At 58.3% G+C, this 18,765-nt stretch carries 19 protein-coding genes; 7 read left to right on the top strand and 12 right to left on the bottom strand.

The annotated features are described in order from the left end of the window. Window positions 1-2: 2 nt before the first annotated feature. Window positions 3-650 (bottom strand): hydrolase, encoded by a 648-nt coding sequence (locus CIW50_RS03325; protein WP_149529822.1) that lies wholly within the window; start codon window positions 648-650, stop codon window positions 3-5. Window positions 651-970: 320 nt separating this feature from the next. Here CIW50_RS03325 and CIW50_RS03320 point away from each other — a divergent pair, with 320 nt between their 5' ends. Both CIW50_RS03320 and CIW50_RS03315 read left to right on the top strand, forming a co-directional pair. Continuing rightward, complete coding sequence (locus CIW50_RS03320; protein ID WP_149529821.1) at window positions 971-1,786, top strand: alpha/beta fold hydrolase; 816 nt, start codon at window positions 971-973, stop codon at window positions 1,784-1,786. A gap of 20 nt (window positions 1,787-1,806) precedes the next feature. Further along, window positions 1,807-2,439 carry a hydrolase gene (locus CIW50_RS03315; RefSeq protein ID WP_149529820.1) on the top strand — a complete coding sequence of 211 codons (633 nt, stop codon included), beginning with the start codon at window positions 1,807-1,809 and terminating at the stop codon, window positions 2,437-2,439. Between the two features lie 21 nt (window positions 2,440-2,460). Here the strand turns inward: CIW50_RS03315 and CIW50_RS03310 are convergent, their stop codons facing one another. After that, on the bottom strand, window positions 2,461-3,387 hold the full coding sequence (locus tag CIW50_RS03310) for a helix-turn-helix domain-containing protein (RefSeq protein WP_149529819.1): 927 nt from the start codon (window positions 3,385-3,387) through the stop codon (window positions 2,461-2,463). 302 nt (window positions 3,388-3,689) lie between these two features. On the opposite strand from CIW50_RS03310, the gene CIW50_RS03305 reads away from it, so the two are divergent. Next, window positions 3,690-4,598, top strand: coding sequence for a LysR family transcriptional regulator (locus CIW50_RS03305; RefSeq protein ID WP_149530392.1), 909 nt, complete (start codon window positions 3,690-3,692; stop codon window positions 4,596-4,598). A gap of 59 nt (window positions 4,599-4,657) precedes the next feature. Here CIW50_RS03305 and CIW50_RS03300 read toward each other — a convergent pair whose 3' ends face one another. Continuing rightward, window positions 4,658-5,581: a ring-cleaving dioxygenase gene (locus CIW50_RS03300; RefSeq protein ID WP_149529818.1), complete on the bottom strand. Its 924-nt coding sequence runs from the start codon at window positions 5,579-5,581 to the stop codon at window positions 4,658-4,660. 274 nt (window positions 5,582-5,855) lie between these two features. Between CIW50_RS03300 and CIW50_RS03295 the strand changes: the two genes are divergently transcribed. Beyond that, entirely contained in the window at window positions 5,856-6,065 is a 210-nt protein-coding gene (locus tag CIW50_RS03295) for an alpha/beta fold hydrolase (RefSeq protein WP_502707350.1), read from the top strand. Between the two features lie 429 nt (window positions 6,066-6,494). Here CIW50_RS03295 and CIW50_RS03290 read toward each other — a convergent pair whose 3' ends face one another. Then, window positions 6,495-7,682 carry an MFS transporter gene (locus CIW50_RS03290; RefSeq protein WP_149529817.1) on the bottom strand — a complete coding sequence of 396 codons (1,188 nt, stop codon included), beginning with the start codon at window positions 7,680-7,682 and terminating at the stop codon, window positions 6,495-6,497. 100 nt (window positions 7,683-7,782) lie between these two features. Between CIW50_RS03290 and CIW50_RS03285 the strand changes: the two genes are divergently transcribed. Then, window positions 7,783-8,673 (top strand): LysR family transcriptional regulator, encoded by an 891-nt coding sequence (locus CIW50_RS03285; RefSeq protein ID WP_149529816.1) that lies wholly within the window; start codon window positions 7,783-7,785, stop codon window positions 8,671-8,673. A 191-nt stretch (window positions 8,674-8,864) separates the two neighbouring features. On the opposite strand, the gene CIW50_RS03280 is transcribed toward CIW50_RS03285, so the two are convergent. Then, the gene (locus CIW50_RS03280) at window positions 8,865-9,599 is read right to left on the bottom strand and encodes a hypothetical protein (protein ID WP_149529815.1); all 735 of its coding nucleotides are present in this window, start codon (window positions 9,597-9,599) and stop codon (window positions 8,865-8,867) included. A gap of 894 nt (window positions 9,600-10,493) precedes the next feature. Continuing rightward, entirely contained in the window at window positions 10,494-10,841 is a 348-nt protein-coding gene (locus tag CIW50_RS03275; protein ID WP_149529814.1) for a hypothetical protein, read from the bottom strand. Between the two features lie 521 nt (window positions 10,842-11,362). Here CIW50_RS03275 and CIW50_RS03270 point away from each other — a divergent pair. After that, a complete protein-coding gene (locus CIW50_RS03270; RefSeq protein ID WP_149529813.1) occupies window positions 11,363-12,247 on the top strand; it encodes a hypothetical protein in 885 nt (294 codons plus the stop codon). A gap of 889 nt (window positions 12,248-13,136) precedes the next feature. After that, window positions 13,137-13,850: a response regulator transcription factor gene (locus CIW50_RS03265; protein WP_149530391.1), complete on the top strand. Its 714-nt coding sequence runs from the start codon at window positions 13,137-13,139 to the stop codon at window positions 13,848-13,850. 171 nt (window positions 13,851-14,021) lie between these two features. Here CIW50_RS03265 and CIW50_RS03260 read toward each other — a convergent pair whose 3' ends face one another. Genes CIW50_RS03260 through flhA form a run of 6 tightly spaced genes read right to left on the bottom strand, consistent with a single transcriptional unit; the run spans window position 14,022 to window position 18,729 of the window. Beyond that, entirely contained in the window at window positions 14,022-14,474 is a 453-nt protein-coding gene (locus tag CIW50_RS03260; RefSeq protein ID WP_149529812.1) for a hypothetical protein, read from the bottom strand. Then, on the bottom strand, window positions 14,471-14,962 hold the full coding sequence (locus tag CIW50_RS03255) for a hypothetical protein (protein ID WP_246664118.1): 492 nt from the start codon (window positions 14,960-14,962) through the stop codon (window positions 14,471-14,473). The genes CIW50_RS03260 and CIW50_RS03255 overlap by 4 nt, the downstream gene beginning before the upstream one ends. A 33-nt stretch (window positions 14,963-14,995) precedes the next feature. Then, on the bottom strand, window positions 14,996-15,460 hold the full coding sequence (locus CIW50_RS03250) for a rod-binding protein (RefSeq protein ID WP_149529811.1): 465 nt from the start codon (window positions 15,458-15,460) through the stop codon (window positions 14,996-14,998). 36 nt (window positions 15,461-15,496) lie between these two features. After that, window positions 15,497-15,892 carry a hypothetical protein gene (locus CIW50_RS03245; RefSeq protein ID WP_149529810.1) on the bottom strand — a complete coding sequence of 132 codons (396 nt, stop codon included), beginning with the start codon at window positions 15,890-15,892 and terminating at the stop codon, window positions 15,497-15,499. A 6-nt stretch (window positions 15,893-15,898) separates the two neighbouring features. Further along, window positions 15,899-16,645: a flagellar biosynthesis protein FliR gene (gene fliR, locus CIW50_RS03240; protein ID WP_149529809.1), complete on the bottom strand. Its 747-nt coding sequence runs from the start codon at window positions 16,643-16,645 to the stop codon at window positions 15,899-15,901. After that, window positions 16,642-18,729, bottom strand: coding sequence for a flagellar biosynthesis protein FlhA (gene flhA, locus CIW50_RS03235; RefSeq protein WP_149529808.1), 2,088 nt, complete (start codon window positions 18,727-18,729; stop codon window positions 16,642-16,644). The genes fliR and flhA overlap by 4 nt, the downstream gene beginning before the upstream one ends. Window positions 18,730-18,765: the final 36 nt, after the last annotated feature.

Below are 18,765 nucleotides of genomic sequence, written 5' to 3'. Positions count from 1 at the left end.
GCTTACTTGGCCGGGCCGCCTTCGCTGGCATGCTCGCCAAGCGCCCACTTCGAGAAGCGGATCTGGATGCCGTAAGGCGAGTGCGCGCGCTGGATGTCCATCATGCCCTCATAGGTTTCGCTGCGCGCCCAATCCTGCTGCAGCTCATAAGCATATTGCGAGGATGTGATCGGCACGGCGCCGGCCTGGATGGCGCGCTGCATGGCTCGCTCATGCGCTTCGGGCGAGAGATCGCCGCAAGCGTCGGCGGCAATGTAGATTTCAAAGCCTTCGCGCAGCATGTCCAGGGTCGGGAAGATCACACAGGCTTCGGTCCACAGACCGGCAATCACGAATTTCTTGCGGCCGGTGGCGGCGACAGCTTTGCGGAAGTTGGGATCGAGCCAGGAATTCATCGAGGTGCGATCGATGATCTCCTGCCCCGGAAACAGCGACACCACCTCGGGGATGAACGGGCCAGAAAACGACTCTGCTGCAACGGTGGTGAGAACGGTCGGAATCTTGAAGAGCTTGGCAGCTTTAGCGAGGATCTGGACGTTGTTGAGTGTCACAAGACGATCATGCGACTGGACGCCCTGAAACATCGCCGGTTGGTAATCGATGAGTGCAATGGCGCTGTTGTCTGGGGTGAGCATATCGAGTTTGGACATCGGGAGATTCTCCTTGTGATCGGTGGAGTCGATCAAGCAACAGGGATTGAAAGAGTGTGCTCATCGTGAACCATGGACGTGGATCAGCGCTTGGACGATTTCGTCATGGCTTGGACTCTGCCCCGATACTCGCGGCGGAGCGACCACTTGGCGATCGAGTGACGCCGAGTGAGCTTCCGAGGTGGAGCAGCCAGCATGTCCAAAGGACGCTCGGACCGTCCAAGCCAACGCGCCTTTCGTCCGCGACGTTGCGTTAGGGATGTTCGGAGGCGGTCAGACCCCGACGCCCGTTCCCCATAAATTCGTCACAGGAGCGAACGATGGCCTTGCTGAAACTGCGGGACGGTACCGAGCTTTACTACAAGGACTGGGGCAGCGGTAAGCCCATCCTATTCAGCCACGGGTGGCCTCTGAGCGCAGATATGTGGGACGCACAGATGCTCTTTTTTGCAGAGCATGGCTATCGGACCGTCGCGTTCGACCGCAGAGGCTTTGGTCGATCGAGCCAGCCTTGGACAGGCTACGACTACGATACCTTTGCGGACGACATCGCCGAGCTGGTCAAGCATCTTGACCTGAACGATGTGACACTTGTCGGCTTTTCGATGGGCGGAGGAGACATCACGCGCTACGTCGCGCGACATGGAACGTCGCGTGTGTTAAAATTCGTGCTGATCAGCGCCGTGACACCACTCTTCGTCAAGACTGCCAGCCACGACGGCGTCGATAAATCAGTCTTCGACGGCATTAAGGCCGGCCTGGTCAAGGACCGTCCCCAATTTCTTGACGACTTTAGCACTCTCTTCTATGGCACGAACCACGGCACGAAGGTCTCTCAGGGGGTATTCAAGCAGACGCTGCAGATCGCCCTTCAGGCATCGGTCAAAGCAACCATCGATTGCGTTACGGCGTTCTCTGAAACCGATTTTCGGCCAGACATGGCCAAGATCGACGTCCCTGCATTGGTGATCCACGGCGAAGACGACCAGGTCGTGCCATTTCCCTACACCGGCAAGCTGGCCGCCGAGTTGATCAAGGATGCCACGCTCAAGACCTATCCCGGCGCCCCACACGCGACGGCGACCACGCATGCGGATCAGGTGAACGAGGACCTCCTCGCTTTCCTTAAAGCTTAGCCTGCTCTGGAGTGGCATGGATGACTTCGGATCCTCTTCATCTGCTCGAGCCAAAGGATTGCGCTCTGCTCCTGATCGACCAACAGGCCGGTCTCGCTTTCGGAGTTGGCTCGATCGATCGACAGGTCCTCATGAACAACGTCGTCGCGCTCGCAAAAACCGCAACGGTTTTCAACCTGCCCGTCGTCGCCTCCACGTCGGCGACGAAGGTCTACAGCGGGCCCCTGATGCCCTCGGTGAAGGCAGTATTGCCCGGCATCGTGCCGATCGACCGGCACAACATGAATGTGTGGGAAGACGACAAAGCACGCGAAGCCGTCCTCGCCACCGGCAGGAAGCGCTTGATCGTGTCGGGCCTGCTGACCGAAGCTTGTGTCACGTTCGCGGTACTGTCGGCGCTGTCAGCGGGTCTGGAAGTCTATGTGATTGGGGACGCGTGCGGAGGGCTCACAACCGCAAGTCATGACCTGGCCCTGAACAGACTCCAAGCCGCAGGCGCTCACCTCTCGTCTTGGATCCAGGTACTTCTGGAGCTGCAGCGCGACTGGACGAGACATGAAACCTACGACAGCGCACGCGCGATCGTCGAAACTCATGCAGGGGGTTACGGAATCGGCCTAGCCTATGCCCGCGATATGATTCATCCTGTCTGAGTCGCCACGGCGAGGTCGGCTTCAGCCTTCGGACCGAGCCCGCCGCCAGACTCCGGGGCTGGCACCGACGCTGCGGGTGAACACTCTGGTGAAATAGCTTTGATCGCCGAACCCGCAGATCAATGCGATATCGGCAAGCGGAAGTTTCGTCGTCAGCATCAAATGCTTGGCCTCGTCGACACGGAGACCGGAAAGAAATTCGTGCGGAGCCACACCCGTGCTGCGACGGAATGAACGCGCAAAATGGCTCGCCGACAGTTTGCATTCTGCGGCGACGTCGGCAATCGTCAGTTGGCTATTAAGCCGCGCACGCATGATTTCCTTGGCGCGACGCTCCTGCCAAGGCGCCAGACCTCCGCTGCGCCCGCTATCACGTGGGCGCATGCCGCCATAAGTCTGCGCGAAATGGGCAAGTAAGCTCAAACCGATCTGATCGACGAACAGTTGGTTCGTCGTCGTCTCCTGCTCGACCGCGCTTAGTAGGACACTCGACAGCGTCGACACATAAGGGTCTCGCTCATCCCTGCTCCATCTCAGCGTCGAGATAGGCTTAGCTCTGTGTTCATGAGCAAAATCGTCGAGAGCATTACGCGGAACATAATACTGGACAGCATCGAACGGCCCTCTGAATTCGCATTGCGGATTGTCTCGAAGATCGATCACGCTGACCGTTCCCGCGGCGAAAGCTCCCGAGTACCTCGCCTGGCCGGCGAGCCAGCACGAATGCTTTTCGAGGTCACCGAGTTGATGCAAAATGCTGAATGCGGGTTCGGAAGGGATCGGAGCACTCCGCTCTCTTATGAAGTGAGAACAGGAGAGCCGAGTCACCGCAACGGCCAATTGCCCTTCGCGTTTGACGCGTAAAAGGCAGTCCCCATCCATTCCAAGATGCTGACTGAGACGACGACCATAGAAGCCGTCGGATTCAACCTGAGAGTCATGCCTCATTGGAACTCCAAAGCCATCCTTCGTTGGACAACCGAACAGCCGATACACCCTGACGAACGATCACGCCAGGTGGTCGAATCGTCCAAGACCGTTGAAATAATGGAGACTTTTGCGACCTTATTTAGTTGGCAATGCCCGCCAAAGGTACATCCGACTACTTACACACTCATCGTAGCAAAGGCGACAATACGCAACCCAGAGCTGGACCTCGCTTTTGACAACCATAGAAGACGGTTTTGGACTTGATAATCCGCTGTAGTTCCACATCATCTGTGAAACAATTTCATAGGTGAGACGTGGCGATCGATAATCGAGTCGGCGAGATGCAGGTCTTCCTGCGCGTGGTGGAAATTGGGACATTTTCGGAAGCGGCCCGTCTCCTTCTGATGACGCCATCCACCGTCAGCAAGCTCATCGGAAGGATCGAGGCGCGGCTTGGCGTGAGACTGTTCGAGAGATCCACGCGGCGGTTGTGTCTGACATCAGAAGGTCAAGTCTACTATGAGAAGAGTATCGCTCTTCTTGCCGAACTCGACAACATTGAGCGGACCATCTCTCAGGGGGCGCTGATGGCGGGTGGGACAATCCGCATCAATGTATCCGTCGCCTTTGGAGTCCTCGCCCTTGAGCCATTGCTCCCAGCCTTTTGGCAGGCTCATCCTGACATCGTGGTCGACATCTCCCTCTCCGACGAAATCGTCGATCTATACCTCGACCGGACCGACATCGCCTTCCGTGTAGGTCCGTTGCAAGACTCGACGATAACCACCCGACGGATCGGCGTTGTCAAAAGGAGGATCGTGGCCTCTCCTGACTACCTCGATCGCCGCGGCACGCCGATAAGGATCGACGATCTTGCGGATCACAACTGCCTCGGATTCAATTTCCGCCGCTCCAACCCCGTTTGGCCTCTAAAGGAAAGTGGGCGCATCGTTGACAGGGCGGTCAACGGAACGCTCGTCGCGAATAACGCTCAAACTCTGCACCGAATGGCAATCGCGGGCATTGGGATTGCTCGGCTGGCCGACTATCATGTTCGCAACGACATCGCGGATGGCCGCTTGGTCGAAGTGCTTGAGGGCACTGTAGGCGACGAGGAGCAGATCCACGCCCTCTATCTCGGAGGCCCCCGTCAGCCCTATCGTGTCAGGGCATTCCTCGACTTCGTCTGCCCTCGGCTTGGCGAATTCATGCAGGGCAAGGGCCACTAGGCCGCCGCTGAGAGCGCTTGTCGCAGTTCCACCGATCGGTCGTTGCTGTGGCGCATCGCTTAATCGAGTGGTGGCAGAATCGCCTGCAGCTCAGAACGGCGCGCTTCCAGAAAGACCGGAAGTTGAAGGTTCTCACCGAGCTTCTCCGGCGCCTCGTCGACCGTAAATCCAGGACCTTCGGTGGCAATCTCGAACAGAACGCCGCAGGGCGCCCGAAAACCGACGGCGTTCAAGTAGGTCCGCTCAATCGGGTCGCTAACTGCAATACCATATGCCAACCGAAGTTTCTCGACCATCTCAGAACGATCATCGGAGTTCGCTGCGCGGAAGGCTATGTGTCTAATAGTTCCGCCGCCAAGCTTGCCTCTCGATGATTTTCCGATGATACGCAAAGTGAGCGAACCGCCCGGTCCGTCGTGAGCAACGAAGCGCATCGCTCCATCCGACTGAGATACGATTTCGAAATCGAGGACATTCTGAAGTATGTCGATGGTCGCGTCCCGCTCTCGGACATTGAGGGTAACGCTGTGAAGGCCAGGCAGTGAAGGGCGGGACCCGAGGGGTTCACCGGCCATCGGCGGCGACTCTTCCCCCGACTCTACAAATGCCAGCGCGGTGCCATCCGGATCTGCGAAACAAAGTGTCCGTTCACCAAACGGCGACGCCTCCAATCGATGGTATACGTTGAAAGACTTGAGCCGATCGCTCCACCAGTCGATAGAATTCGGTGCCACGCGAAACGCCGTCTGGACCACCTCACCGACGCCCGTTATTCCTGGGGTGACGCAGTTCCAAGCCAAGGTGCTCACGAATGCACCTGGGCTGCCAGCATCGTCGCCGTAGTAGAGATGGTAGCTCCCGGGATCATCGTAGCAAACCGTCTTCTTGACACGCTTCAGCCCCAGCACGTGGCCATAAAAGGTGGCTGCGCGCCTCACATCGCTAATGATTGTCGTGACGTGATGAAGTCCGCGTGGGCCCACGTAATTTCTATCCGATCAGCGGTCTGAACGAGCGTTTCAGCTTTCCCTGGCATAGCAATCGGTTGCCGGCGACCTGGAAAACCAACACGAACGACATTCGCGTGTCTTGGATTTTTCCCCGACAATGAGCAGGGAAAAAAGAAAAATTTTAACGTCGCGGAGCTTTGCGGCCCGACCGTGACGCAATCGTACAAAGTGACGCGAAAGCCTGCAATCCCAGACAGGCCCGCCCGCCCTAAAGATACCAGCGGATACAGAGTTAGGGGCGAGATCGATGACTGCCGTTCGCCGAACCACTTGCCGGGCAAATAGCATCCGACAGTTCTATCTAGAAGCCGGTGCCGGATCGCCTGTGGTCCTTCTGCACGGCTTTCCCGAGACGAGCTTCGCCTGGCGTTTCCAGATCCCGGCACTTGCTTCACGGTATAGAGTAATTGCGCCGGATCTGGATCGGGCACGTGCACTTCCTTGTTGGTTATTTTGAGTGGGTATCAGCCAACTATACTACGGTTCTGCTATCGAAGAATTGAGGATTGCAACGATTGTAACCCTAACAACTGGTGCAACGCTGCCGCCGCACGAGCGCGTCGAAATGCGCTGCTCATGACGGCTCAACGCAGCCATTCTTTGCGGGAAGCCTCGGCGTTATATCTCGTGGCTATCTGTCGCCAGGGCAATCCAGGCACACCTAACCTAGGTCGTACCTTTCTTGCCACGATGTCCGCTTAGCGGCATGAACTGCCATTCGCTCGGTTTTCGAGGATCTTGGCACCGTAGCGCAAGACACTGTGCGGTCTCTCAGCGATGGCAGAACAATGCGCTGGTCGGATATGTTAAATCCCGGCCTATCGCATCAGGTCGGGAGTCGTTTTTCTCAAGGCTACGCCATTCATCCGGTTCGCTGCGGTCGCATTTATCGCGTGCGGACATAGACGTGGACACCGGCCGCAAATAGCGCGAGTGCAGCGCCGAACATGCTCACGGCAATCCAACCTCCCTCGTTCCAGGCGATCGTCGCACCGGCCGATCCCAGCGATCCGCCGAGAAACATGCCGGTCATGAAGATCGTGTTGATTCTTCCGCGAGCCTGAGGATGAAGCCCGAAGACGACGTGCTGGTTGGAGATCAATGCACTAGTCACCCCGAAATCAAGAACGACCACGCCCACGATTAGCCCAAGCAGGCTGCTCCAGAAGCCGAAGATGAACCACGAGGCAACCACGATCGCGATGCCGACACCGGCGACCATGCGCGGTCCGCGGCGATCCGCAAGCCGACCGGCCATCGGGGCCGCAAAGACGCCGACGGCACCCACGATCCCGAAGAGGCCCGCGACATCCGCGCCGAGAGCGAAATGTGGCTCGCGTAGATGAAGCGCGAGGATAGTCCAGAAGACCGTGAAAGACGCAAACAGAGCGGCTTGCGCGAATGTCGCCGAACGAAGTGTCGGCTCGGATCTCCATAGCTTTGCCATGGACCTCATGGCATCGGCATACGGCATCGCGACGTGGGGGTGATTTCGAGGAAGAGCGATCGCCATCGTTGTTCCGGCAACGATTGCCAGGGGGGCGCCCAACCAGAACATATCCCGCCATCCTGCATGGCTCGCGACGAAGCCTGCCAATGTGCGGCTAAACAACAACCCGCACAGCAGTCCAGACATGATCGTGCCGACGGTCTGGCCGCGCCGCTCCGGCGACGCCAGAGATGCCGCGAACGGAATAATCTGTTGCGCGACAGTCGACGTCATTCCGACCACCAAGGACGCCGCGACCAGCCCCCAGGCGGTCGGCGCCATGGCGGCAAGTGCGAGCGCCATGGCCAGCAAACCGAATTGCACGATGATGAGCCGCCGCCGATCCATCATGTCCCCCAGGGGCACCAAGAGAAACAGGCCGGCCGCGTAGCCGATCTGGGTGGCCGTCGGGATCAGCTCCGCGGCGCGCTGCCCGGGAAACGCGGACTGAATTACCCCGAGCATCGGCTGGTTGTAGTAGATGTTGGCTACCGCGATGCCAGTCGCCGCGGCCATGACAAAGGCCAGTGGCCGCCCCAACGGTCGAGTGGCGGCTTCGACAGAGGGAGTTGCAAGTTCGGACATCGGAAACTCCTTGAATGCGTTCCTGAACCACAACTAGCGCTGCATCGATTTCCGCAGTAGTGTCGGACATTGAGAAGCCGTCATATCGGATTTCGATACAATGGACACCGAAGCCGTCGCCGTTCTGGTCGATGCAGCCTTGGCGGGAAGCCTCGCGGGTGCCGCCCGGCGGCTGCGCATTTCTCCCATGGTGGCGACACGCCGGCTAGCCGCCCTCGAACAGGATCTCGGCGTCCGGCTGTTTCACCGAACGACCCGTTCGATGTCGCTGACGCCGGAGGGCGAAGCCTTCCTGCCCTACGCGCAGGCGCTCGTCGAAGGCGAGCTCGCTGCACGCGCCAATCTTCGTGCCGCCAAGGAAGGCGTCTCCGGAACGCTGCGGGTGAACACCTCGACGGCCTTCGGGCGAAAGCTCATCGCTCCCATCGTTCCACGCTTGCTGAAGACCCACCCTTCACTTCGGATCGACCTGGAGCTGACCGACGACGTCGTGGACATCACGGGGACCGGGATGGACCTCGCGATCCGATTCACGGAGCCCAGAGAGAATAGCCTAGTGGCCCGCCCACTCGGAATCAGCCCCCGCGTGCTGGTGGCGGCTCCCAGCTACATCGAAGAATTCGGGCGGCCTAGCACCGCTGCGGATCTGAAGCACCACGCCTGCCTCTCGCTCTCTGGAATGAACCGTTGGCCACTTCTGATCGACGGCCGCGAGCGGCAGGTGGCCATAAATGTGCGACTGGCCGCCACCGCCGACGCCGTGCATGATGCCTGCGTGCACGGCGCGGGGGTCACGCTCCTTTCTCATTGGAACGTCCGCGAGAATCTACTGGATGGCACGCTCGTTCGCCTCGAACTCGACGGCGCCAGCCCGGGTGATTACACGATCTGGATCGTTTACCCGAGCGCTAAACTTGTGTTGCCGAAAGTCCGCATGTTCATCGCGGAACTCGAAAGCATCCTCGCGGCGGAATACGCGGGACGGCGGTAGAGACCCTCAGTGTGCCACATCCGTATGCAACCCTTATCGTCTATTTGGGCCGGGAGCTTGAGAGGATGCTCTGGCGACCGGCTTTGCTTCGCCGACCGCCTGTCATCTGATCCTGCCAGATCGCGCTAGACACCCTTTCAGCCGGTCCAGCCGAGTGACCCCACGGATGGCGGCGCCGGACCTCGGCGGCGTCAAGACCTTCGGTCAGCGGCGTGCAGCGTGTCGTCGATCACATAATCGACCATCGCTTCCTGCAGATGATATTTGAGAACGTGATTGCGCAGATCCAGTGCCATCTGGCGCAGACGCGGCTTGTCGCTCAGGCCGCGCTCGATGACGGACGACAGACTGCCTGGAGTCACGTCGTACAGCAGAACATGCTCGTGTTCTCGAACGGGCGCGTGACGTTCGACCGTCGGATAGTTGAGAACCGGAACGGTCAGGCATTGCGCCGCCTCGGCGGTCCGATAGCACTCCCAGCTATAGCCCGACGGTGACCATGCCAGCCATGCGCTCGAAAGCCGCCGCAGGAATTCGCCATGCGGTAGCCTCTCATGCGGAATATCGATCTTGAGGCCCTTGCTTCTCAACGCCTCGAGTTCTGAAAGACCGACACGGCGTACCCACGAATTTTCCGCGACTTCGCCAACGAAAAACACGTCAGACGTCTTTTCCGGAGGTTCGCTATCGGTATCGATCCTTGCTGCAGGAAGCGAAATGGGGCGTATCTTCGCCAGACGTTCGTTCCAGCGTCGATTGCGCCGTATGCGCCGCGTCGGAAGTGCTGGATGGGCCGAGTGGCAGAGAATGTGCCACCGATCGACGGGAAGCTCGCGCTTGAAAACCGCGGCGGCCTTGTCGAGCAGAAAGAAGTTATGCGAGCCGACGATGAAGGCGTCGTTCATATCCAGAACGGCGATCGGCACGGGAGGCTTCACGAATCTTAGCCAGGAGACGCCCAACACTCTCGTCATCGCGGATAGCGGGCGGAGCGGTTGCCGGAAGAAAGCGCGTAGCCAATAGCGCGGATGCCACGCTGGGCGTAGTGGCATATAGACAATGATCAGGTCGTATTTTCCGCGTCGCGCCTCACGCATCGCCTTGATGAATCGCCAGGGCGTGCAGTCCGCGAAGCCTTTCGCCGCTCGCCCGCGAGGGATCGGACGTTCCCCCGTCCAAAGCACATCGGTCTCTTCGGGATAGATATCCTTGCAGTAGTGCCAGGAGCCCAATTCGAGAATTCTCGGTCTGCTCCTATTTGGGCTTTCTGCCGTCGCACTCACCGATGGAATTCCTTAACAGACGAGGCCAGCTCACAGGAGTTACAATAGAACGGGTATCGCCATCACGGATTGATGCGCGACACGACATGAATGCAACAAAAAAGCGCGTCTGACGAGAGCGAAGAAGGCTGTAACTTGCGAAGCTTCCAAGCGTTTTTGGCAAACTGGCCTCAAGGCGCCTTTCAGCCTCTCCCGGAGTGCCTGCGATCGGACACCCTTCATCCGCGGCTGCGTCAGTCTTGGGACCGCTGCTCGACCTGTTGAAGGTCGCTTGAGCATTTCCAATTTTCACTTTCCACGCCCCGCGACCGTTGACACTGCAGGATCAGTTGATGAGCGCCCGAACTGTCAGTGCTGAAGGACAGGCGCCGCACAAGACAGTCAACGTCGAGCGAACGCCAAAGGCAGAGCGCATGCCGCAACGCGGCAGGAGCACCATGCCTATCCTCTTTCTACTCGATTCACTCCAACGACCTTGGTGACAGAAGGTCGTCAAGGTCATTGGAGTGGATCGAACTTGACAATTCGCAACGAAACTCAGTCGGCAGTGCCTTGTGGTTCGGGCGGCTCCTGATCAGGCGCATCAACGAACGCCTTCCCCCGGGCGAGACTCCGTTCTTCCTGCACCCTGATATTATGCATCAGAGCTGTGAGGCGACGGCCAGTGATGGGCTGACCATCACCCTGGGTAACGCCCTGCGCAGCAAGGCCCGCAGCAATTTCGGTCCACGTCGCACCGTCTTCACGGTGCATCCGCTCCAGTTCCCGAAGGTTCTTTCGAATAATTTCAGTCGCGCCGGATTTGATCTTGCCGATCGGCGAATCCTGCCGTTCGGCTTTCAACAATTTCACGTAATCGCGAAGGCTTTTGAGATCGATATCCATGGCCACGGCAATAGTGTCGGTTTCTTAAAACGCCACTTCATCAACCGATGAATAGCCCCTATCGATCTATTATCAAGATTTACGGCATTTAACTCAATGCGCGGATTTACCGATTTGATCTGATAGATTTTGGAGTGAGGCAGCTCGACTCATCTATATTTTTACGAATCAATTTCAATATTTTTGGGTCGACTTTGATTTGATTGTCTCTCATCTCGTTGATCGTGCCTGCGCCATTTTCCATTCCTCGATCAAATCGCCGCTCCGTGACAGTCGTGAGATGATTGGCTAGCAGCTCGCTACCACACGAAGACCACACCAATAACTACACAACTCCTATGCGCTCTTGTGCACGACATGTCGGCGCGGACAGCACCCGATCATCGTTCAAACGATATGCATAGTCGCGCGATGGAGATCGACCGTCGGTTGATCGTTAGCACACAGATCTATCTCGACGGCTTCGCGCAAGCTTCGCTTGTTACGCCGCTCTTACGATTTGATTGCCACTACAGACAGTCATGACCAATGCAAAGATCAGCATGACGATGTCCAAGATACCGTCGGATTCACGGTCAAGCGCTGTGGAAAACGGCAGCCTGTTTCGTGAGCAATCAGCGAATTCACACTCCACGCCAAAACCTCATATTGCTGCTGCCGCCGCGATCGACGAGCTTCTCGCCAGCGAGGCGCGGGCAAATATGCAACGCGCTCGCGTTTCCACCCGCGAAGAGCCGATCAAGGCAAAGGTGCGCTTCACTGTGCCGCCGGCCCGCATTGTCGCAAGACCGTTACAATCACCTGCATGGAGAGCTCCTTTTTTCTCTCTTGCAATAGTCGTAGGCCTGTCGACACTCGTTTCCGCCGGTGCGATTGCCTATCTGCTACTGCGGCCGATCACCTCCTCGACTGTATCCGACGCAGATATTCGCAACATTCGCGATTCCGTCGCGCAGTTGCGGCGGCAAGTTGCAGATATGACCAACGATGTGGCGACCAGTCGTGCTGCGGCTGAGGCCGCGCGTACGCAAGCCGCCCAGCAGGCAAGTCGCGCACAGGATCGCGCCGAGCGCGAGCAAGCAGCGTTGGCTGCGAAATCTACGCGCATCGCTGAAGAGAAACCGCCGGTGATGCAGGCCACGGCAACGCTAGCGAATGCTCCCGATATCACCGGTACGGTGCAGCCCCAGGCGCAACGGCCAGCAAGTACTTCTCGTGAAGTCATTCCCGGTTGGCACGTACGACGCGCCTATGACGGCGCCGCCGTGCTCGAGGGGAAGACCGGCGTGATCGAAGTCGTGCCGGGGCAGGATGTCCCTGCTCTCGGCCGGGTTCAGGAAATCAAGAACGAAAACAACCGCTGGCAGGTTCTGACCAGTAGAGGCGTCATCCTCTCGGGTCGCTGAACTTTGACTGATTGACGCTACGGCCACGCACAGGCAGGACGCTCGTGACACGCTGGATGACTATTGAAGACGACGCCGACAAGATCGGCAACTTCGGATTCGCATCGAGCGATCCGATTGCCCGATACGGCACACTCCTGAGATTGGATGTCCGTATTGACCGATCCGAGCAGGCATCCTGCCCGCGTCATCGCATGTTGCTACCCAGCTCATGACGAACAGATTCTCGCTTCATATGTCTGCGCACGATAATCGATGCGTTTTTCCGTGTGGTACTTCACTGGTTCCGCACGACGGCGTCGCAACTACGTTTGCAACGGCAGGTCGCGGGACAGTCCAGCACGAGAAAAATCCGGCGATCGCGTGGCCCCTCACGAATTATCCACTTGTTAGTTTGCGTCAACTGCATGGTTCGCGAGCACGACTCTTTGCAAATTTGTGCAGCTCGATTACTTGATGATGCGGTATCATCTTGATGATCCGTACGCCGATTCGTGTGTGTGACAATTCGGGTAAGTTCAGCCGATCAAAGCGCCAAGTATCGACGACACGGCACGCGATCAGCCATTTCCCCGATTTTGACATTACCGCGGACTCGGTTCGGCCACCGACCGTGCACGACCATGAGATGTCATATCGTGTTCACATAATGAGAGGGAGCTCTCTGGAGCTACGGATGAATGCCAGCCGGAGAACGTAAGCTGACCGCATCACAGCATTGGGTATCCCGTAAAAGCGACCGGGCCTCCTATTTGCAAGTCAGCGAATCGCTCAAAGGCCCATCCATCCGCTAAAGTAACTGTTGTGTTGCGTCTTCAAGACAAAAATGGGGCGAGTGCGCCTAATTCGACCCCATAACGATATCAAGGCGAACACGCAGGGGATTAAAATGTTTGTTGTAATCGATGACCGAGAGGGCGTCACACAAGGCTATGCGGCCGGGTTTGATCGCGAAGGGGTTGTATCGATTGGCTTCACTTCCACAGACTTTCGCGATTGGCTGGAATGTGCCGTTGGTAATGATTTGACTGTCATTCGGGCCTTTCTGCTCGGCGATTGTCCTGACCGGACGAGCATCCCGTCCAGCATCCGCAACAGGTCACGGGCGCCTATCATTGCGCTCAACAGCCTGAAGCATCTCAAGCAGACCATCGAATTGTTCGAAGCCGGCGTCGATGACGTCGTCCATGCTCCCGTTCATGTCCGTGAGATCATGGTACGGACGGCCGTCATTCGCCGCCGCACCATCGATCAGCACGAGCCCGCGCAGACAAGCGTGATCCGCGTGTTTCTCGATGGCCGCGACCCCGAAGTCGCCGGCCGAACATTGATTTTACCGCGGCGTGAACTACGCATTCTCGAACACCTGGTCGGGCATCAGGGCAAGTGGCTGACGAAGACGCAACTCTTCAATGCCATCTATGGTCTGTTCGATGCCAGCTTTGATGAGAATGTGATCGAAAGCCACGTCAGCAAGCTGCGCAAGAAGCTACGCGATCATCTCGGCTTCGACCCCATCGAATCGAAGCGTTACATGGGCTACCGGCTAGACGATCTGAAGTCTCGCCCCGCTAACGAGGCGCCTGTTTCGAAGGCGAACTAAGGCTCGCGCCTTACGCGAAAGAGGACGCCAATCACGGCGTTGGCGTCCACCGCCTCCTCCTGAATTCCTGTGCAAGACACAGAGATTCTCGCGCAACAAAAAGTACCACACATTCACCACGCCAGATCATTCTGCATCACTGTACCACAGCGATGACCACTCGCTGCAGTGTCAGCGGCGAATCTGATCCTTCGAAACATAATTGAAATCCTGCACCAGGACTTCCTGCAGCGCTTCCGTCTGCAGACGCTTGTTGACCTGCGCGCGCACGGTCTGTGCGAATTGCGCGAGGTCGTAACGGCCGAGATTCTTAAAATCGAGCCTTTGATCGCCATAAATCGTACGAAATGCTTCATCAACAACGAAGGGTTCCGGTGGCACCGGAAGCTGGCGCAGGACTTTGGCATTTGCAGTGAAGACAAGTTGCGCGATGACGTATCCCTGAACGCTGCCGTCCGCGATCATCGGCACATTGATCACTTTAACCTTTTCATAAACTAGTCCCTCAGGCTGATCCTGCTTCGCGGGCAATGCGGCCGCCGTCTCCTGCCAGTAGGAGATCCCGAAGCTTGTGCCCACGGTGACGAGGCAGGCCCAAATGCCAGTGATCAGCAGCTTCATCATTTACGCTTGCCCGCAATCGTCAGTGAATAGGTGCCGTCCGATTCAACCTCCTGTATCGAATGTGCGATGATTGCTGACACTTCGCGTACGGCATCGAGATGGATCTGCAGAGCGGCCTGATTACGGATCAAGCTCGCGCGCAACTGTGTCAGTTGCGGTGTGATGCGGGGATCCGTCTTGACGTCCTGCATCAGCCGCATTGCGCGGGTTAATTCAAGCAAACCGCGATTCTTGCGCTGGCTGAATCCATCGAAGTCCACTGTAGCACGGGCTTCAAGCTTGTCCGTCTCCTCGTCGATGGTCGCTTTCAACCGATCGATCGCGGTCAATGTGCTGCTCTGGGTGCCGAGCCATAAACCAGGCGCCTCGCCTCCCTCGCCAGAAACAGAGGCTTCTTGCGTAGCCAGTTCGGAAAGGTCGGCCTCGGACAAAGCCAGGGCCTGCGCCTCGACGGCGATAACTGAGGTCTGATGTTCGATCTGTTCCATGTCGATCTCTACTGTCATGGCCGGAAGCGGCCGTTAGCCTTCGGAAGTGGGTGCCGATGTCGGGCGCGATTTCGTCAGCTGCTTGGCGATACCGACGCCATTGCCCTTTGCCATTTCATTGCCGATCTGCTCGGCGAGCATCGAACGCCAGATGTTGCCGGCGGTGCCCTTACCAAACACGTCCTCGGCGTCCTTCGGCAGCATCGTTTCCACAAACATCTGCAGCACGAACGCTTCGAATTTCCGGTAGACCGGGTTGCTTCCCTCGGTCTTCCGGATGATCGGCGTCGACGCTATCTCTCCGCCGTTGATGGGGGTAGACTTCGCACTCTGCGCGGCCTGCCCTGCAGCGAACTCGCCGGCGACCGCAGATGCAAAATTCGCCTCGCCTGCCGGCGCCATACGCTCGAGCCTGGTTGCCGCGACGCGTTGAGCGGCCGGATCCGCCGCCTTCATGACCTCCGCGATCAGATCGTTCGATACTGGAGCAACTGTCATGACATGCCCTGCGCAATTGTCAGATTTCTCATCGCCCTATGCTCCCTCGATCGACCGCCGAACGGCCTTGTCGACCTCATCGTCCAGAACCCGTTTCTCATCGGCCCGAACGGTGCGTTCGACCGCCGACTTCACCATCTTCAGCGCGTGTTTCAGCTTGCGGCCTTCATCGCGGGCATGCGCTGCCAGTCTTTCCTTGGTCTTGGCCACGACGCCTTGTTCGATGCTCGCGGCGCGCAGACTTTGGCTTGCCGTCTGCACGGCCAGATCCGGAAGCTTGCTCTCGTCGTTGAACCCTTCAAGAATGAGGCGCTGCTTCTCCTCGAGTTGGTTTTCCCGTGCCTGGCACTCCATCAGCTGCCATTCGGCAATCCGGTGCAGCCTGGCCTGCACGGCGGCAATACGGCGGATCTTACTGTCGCGCTTCTGCATAGCTCGTCACCCTGACAGCCAGGACGCGAAAGCGATGCTGAACTGCAGCACCATTTCGCGGCCGGTGAGATAGAGCAACAACAAGCCACCGGTGAGGACGAATGGAATCGAGATGAAATAAACGGGGATGCTCGGCGTCAGTTTGTTGGCGAGTCCGACCGCGAAATTAACGATGACCGCATAGACAACAAAGGGACTGGCGACGCGGAGCGCCAGGGTGAAGGCCATGGAGAGATGATCGACGAGTTGCGTTAAGCCGCCCTCAGCGCTGATCCCGGTCGCCGGCAACCAGATCTGATAGGACCCGACGAGCCCCCGCAACAATTCCCAATGCTGGTCGGTCACAAAGAAGACCACCGTCGCAGTCAGTGTAATCAAAGGCACCAGCGCCGGTACATGCTCGCCATCGTCGGCAACACCGGGAAGGGTCAAACCGATCCCGGAAGCGACGAATGTGGCCATCGTCTCCAGCGCCGCGAAGAACATGCGCGCCGTGAGCCCGATGACCAGGCCGACCATCAGCTCGGACATGATCAGGCGGAGGAGATCCGGCGCCGTTGCCGCTTCCACAGCCGGCCGGACCGTCGGCTCCAGCAAAGGCGTGAGCATCAAGGTGACGCTGATAGCGAGGAATAACCGGATCTGCGTCGGGATATTCACGCGGGAATAGCCCGGCGCCACCATCATGCAAGTCCCGATGCGGCAAAAGATCAGGAACGTAGCCAGGATGGAGACGGAGGTGCCGGCAATCAAGATACCGCTCCGAGTGACATCACTTCGGCTCCACGCGCTATCTCGACGTGCGACAACACCGGCAGTGTGGGGAACATCCGTTCGGTGATCATGCGCACATAAGGCCGCACATCGGGCGGCGCCACCAGCACCGCGGTGTCGCCATTTGCAGCCGCCTTGCGGACCGCAACCGACACGTCATCCGCAAATTGCTCGACCAGCCGCGGATCGGCGTCGAATTCCACGATCTCGCCCTTGCCGTCGCGCTTGATGCTTTGATGGAAAGCGAGATCCCAGCGATTACCGAGGCGGAGCACCTTGAGCACGCCATTGTCGGCGAAATCGCCGCAGATCTGCTGCGCTATACGCATCCGCACATGCTCGGCCACATGTTCGGAACGGCGCACATGGGGCGCGATCTCGGCGATGGCTTCCAGGATGAGATGCAAGTTACGGATCGAGATACGTTCGGCAAGCAGCAGCTTGAACACCGCCTGCAGCCCGGAATAGGAAATCTGCGACGGCACCATATCCTCGATCAGCCGCTTGTATTCGGGATCAAGCCGATCGATCAGTGCGCGGGTGTCCTTATAGGTAAGGAGCTGGGCCAGATTGTTACGGACGACCTCGCTGAGATGCGTGAGCAGCACCGAGATATTGTCCGCAATCTTGAAGCCATCCTGTTTGACTTCGTCGATAAACGTCTCGGGAACCCACATCGCCTTCATGCCGAAAGCGGGCTCGATTGTCTCGTCGCCCGGCACGTCCGGCTTCCGATCGCCATCGAACAGCACCAGAGCTTCCCCGATGCGCAATTCATGATGGGCCACAACGGTGCCGTAGATCTTGATGCGATATGATTTCGGACCGATCGACAGATCGTCGGTCAGCTTAATCTCGGGAATGACGAAGCCATATTGGGCGGCGAAACGCCGTCGAACCTTGGCAACACGATGCGCCAGTTCTCCATGGGCATTGAGCATCTGGATCGCTAGCTGGCTGCCGACGCAGAGCTCGACATCGGAGGTCTTGAGCAGCTCCTTGACGGAATCCTTGTTCTCGATCAGCGCTTTTTCCTGAACCTGCGCGATGCGGGCCTGTTCTACCTTCGCGCGAGCGGCTTGCTGACGTGGCAGTGAGAAGCTCATGAAGGCCATTGCGCTGCCCAGCAACGCAAAGGGCAGGAACGGCAGGCCGGGGAGCAGACCGAGCGCGAACATCATCATCGCAGCAACTGACTGGGCGCGCGGATATTTCCCGAGCTGCTTCAGCACCATCTGCTCGGCAGAGCCGCGCGTGCCGCCCTTGGAGACGAGCAGGCCGGCCGAGAGCGACACGATCAGCGCTGGAATCTGTGACACCAGGCCGTCACCGACCGAGAGTTTGGTGAAGACGTCCGCGGCGCGTGACAGCTCCATGCCGTGATGGGTGACGCCGATGATGATGCCGCCAAAGATGTTGATGGCTGTGATGATCAGGCCGGCAATGGCGTCGCCGCGCACGAATTTCGAGGCACCGTCCATGGCACCGAAGAACGAACTCTCCTCCTCCAGCTCGTGGCGCCGACGCTGCGCTTCCTTGTCATCGATCAGACCAGCCGACAGATCGGCGTCGATCGCCATCTGCTTGCCGGGAATGGCGTCAAGCGAAAAGCGCGCGCCGACTTCGGCGATACGCGTCGCCCCCTTGGTGATCACCACGAAATTTACGGTAACGAGAATTGCGAAGATGATCAGGCCGATGACGAAATCGCCGCCCATCACGAATTTGGCGAAGCCGGCAACGACATAGCCGGCGGCGTTTTCTCCCTCACCGCCATGCGACAGAATCACGCGTGTGGTCGCCACGTTGAGCGCCAAACGCAGAATGGTGGCGATCAGCAGCACAGTGGGAAATGCCGAAAAATCCAATGGTCGCTGGATCCACAGCGACACCATCAGAATCAGCGCGGACAGTGCGATCGAGAAGGCCAGGCCGAGGTCGATCAGGATCGTCGGAACCGGTAGCACCAGCATCACCAGAATGGTGACGATGCCGAATGCAAAGGCGACGTCCGTGCCGGCTCGCCGTTCGGCCGGCAGGGCTGAAATCATTACGTCGGCCATGGAAATTCTCGCGCGAATATCATGGCCATACTGTGC

It is taken from the genome of Tardiphaga sp. P9-11, assembly GCF_008329525.1.
Classification (GTDB): Bacteria; Pseudomonadota; Alphaproteobacteria; order Rhizobiales; family Xanthobacteraceae; genus Tardiphaga.
This window is presented reverse-complemented; position numbering and strand designations above follow the sequence as displayed.

Excerpts from the sequence above, each read along its gene's own strand:
- CIW50_RS03325 (WP_149529822.1), bottom strand. The coding sequence starts at position 650 with ATGTCCAAACTCGATATGCTCACCCCAGACAACAGCGCCATTGCACTC.
- CIW50_RS03320 (WP_149529821.1), top strand. The coding sequence starts at position 971 with ATGGCCTTGCTGAAACTGCGGGACGGTACCGAGCTTTACTACAAGGAC.
- CIW50_RS03315 (WP_149529820.1), top strand. The coding sequence starts at position 1,807 with ATGACTTCGGATCCTCTTCATCTGCTCGAGCCAAAGGATTGCGCTCTG.
- CIW50_RS03310 (WP_149529819.1), bottom strand. The coding sequence starts at position 3,387 with ATGAGGCATGACTCTCAGGTTGAATCCGACGGCTTCTATGGTCGTCGT.
- CIW50_RS03295 (WP_502707350.1), top strand. The coding sequence starts at position 5,856 with ATGACTGCCGTTCGCCGAACCACTTGCCGGGCAAATAGCATCCGACAG.
- CIW50_RS03290 (WP_149529817.1), bottom strand. The coding sequence starts at position 7,682 with ATGTCCGAACTTGCAACTCCCTCTGTCGAAGCCGCCACTCGACCGTTG.
- CIW50_RS03285 (WP_149529816.1), top strand. The coding sequence starts at position 7,783 with ATGGACACCGAAGCCGTCGCCGTTCTGGTCGATGCAGCCTTGGCGGGA.
- CIW50_RS03275 (WP_149529814.1), bottom strand. The coding sequence starts at position 10,841 with ATGGATATCGATCTCAAAAGCCTTCGCGATTACGTGAAATTGTTGAAA.
- CIW50_RS03270 (WP_149529813.1), top strand. The coding sequence starts at position 11,363 with ATGACCAATGCAAAGATCAGCATGACGATGTCCAAGATACCGTCGGAT.
- CIW50_RS03265 (WP_149530391.1), top strand. The coding sequence starts at position 13,137 with ATGTTTGTTGTAATCGATGACCGAGAGGGCGTCACACAAGGCTATGCG.
- CIW50_RS03260 (WP_149529812.1), bottom strand. The coding sequence starts at position 14,474 with ATGATGAAGCTGCTGATCACTGGCATTTGGGCCTGCCTCGTCACCGTG.
- CIW50_RS03255 (WP_246664118.1), bottom strand. The coding sequence starts at position 14,962 with ATGGAACAGATCGAACATCAGACCTCAGTTATCGCCGTCGAGGCGCAG.
- CIW50_RS03250 (WP_149529811.1), bottom strand. The coding sequence starts at position 15,460 with ATGACAGTTGCTCCAGTATCGAACGATCTGATCGCGGAGGTCATGAAG.
- CIW50_RS03245 (WP_149529810.1), bottom strand. The coding sequence starts at position 15,892 with ATGCAGAAGCGCGACAGTAAGATCCGCCGTATTGCCGCCGTGCAGGCC.
- flhA (WP_149529808.1), bottom strand. The coding sequence starts at position 18,729 with ATGGCCGACGTAATGATTTCAGCCCTGCCGGCCGAACGGCGAGCCGGC.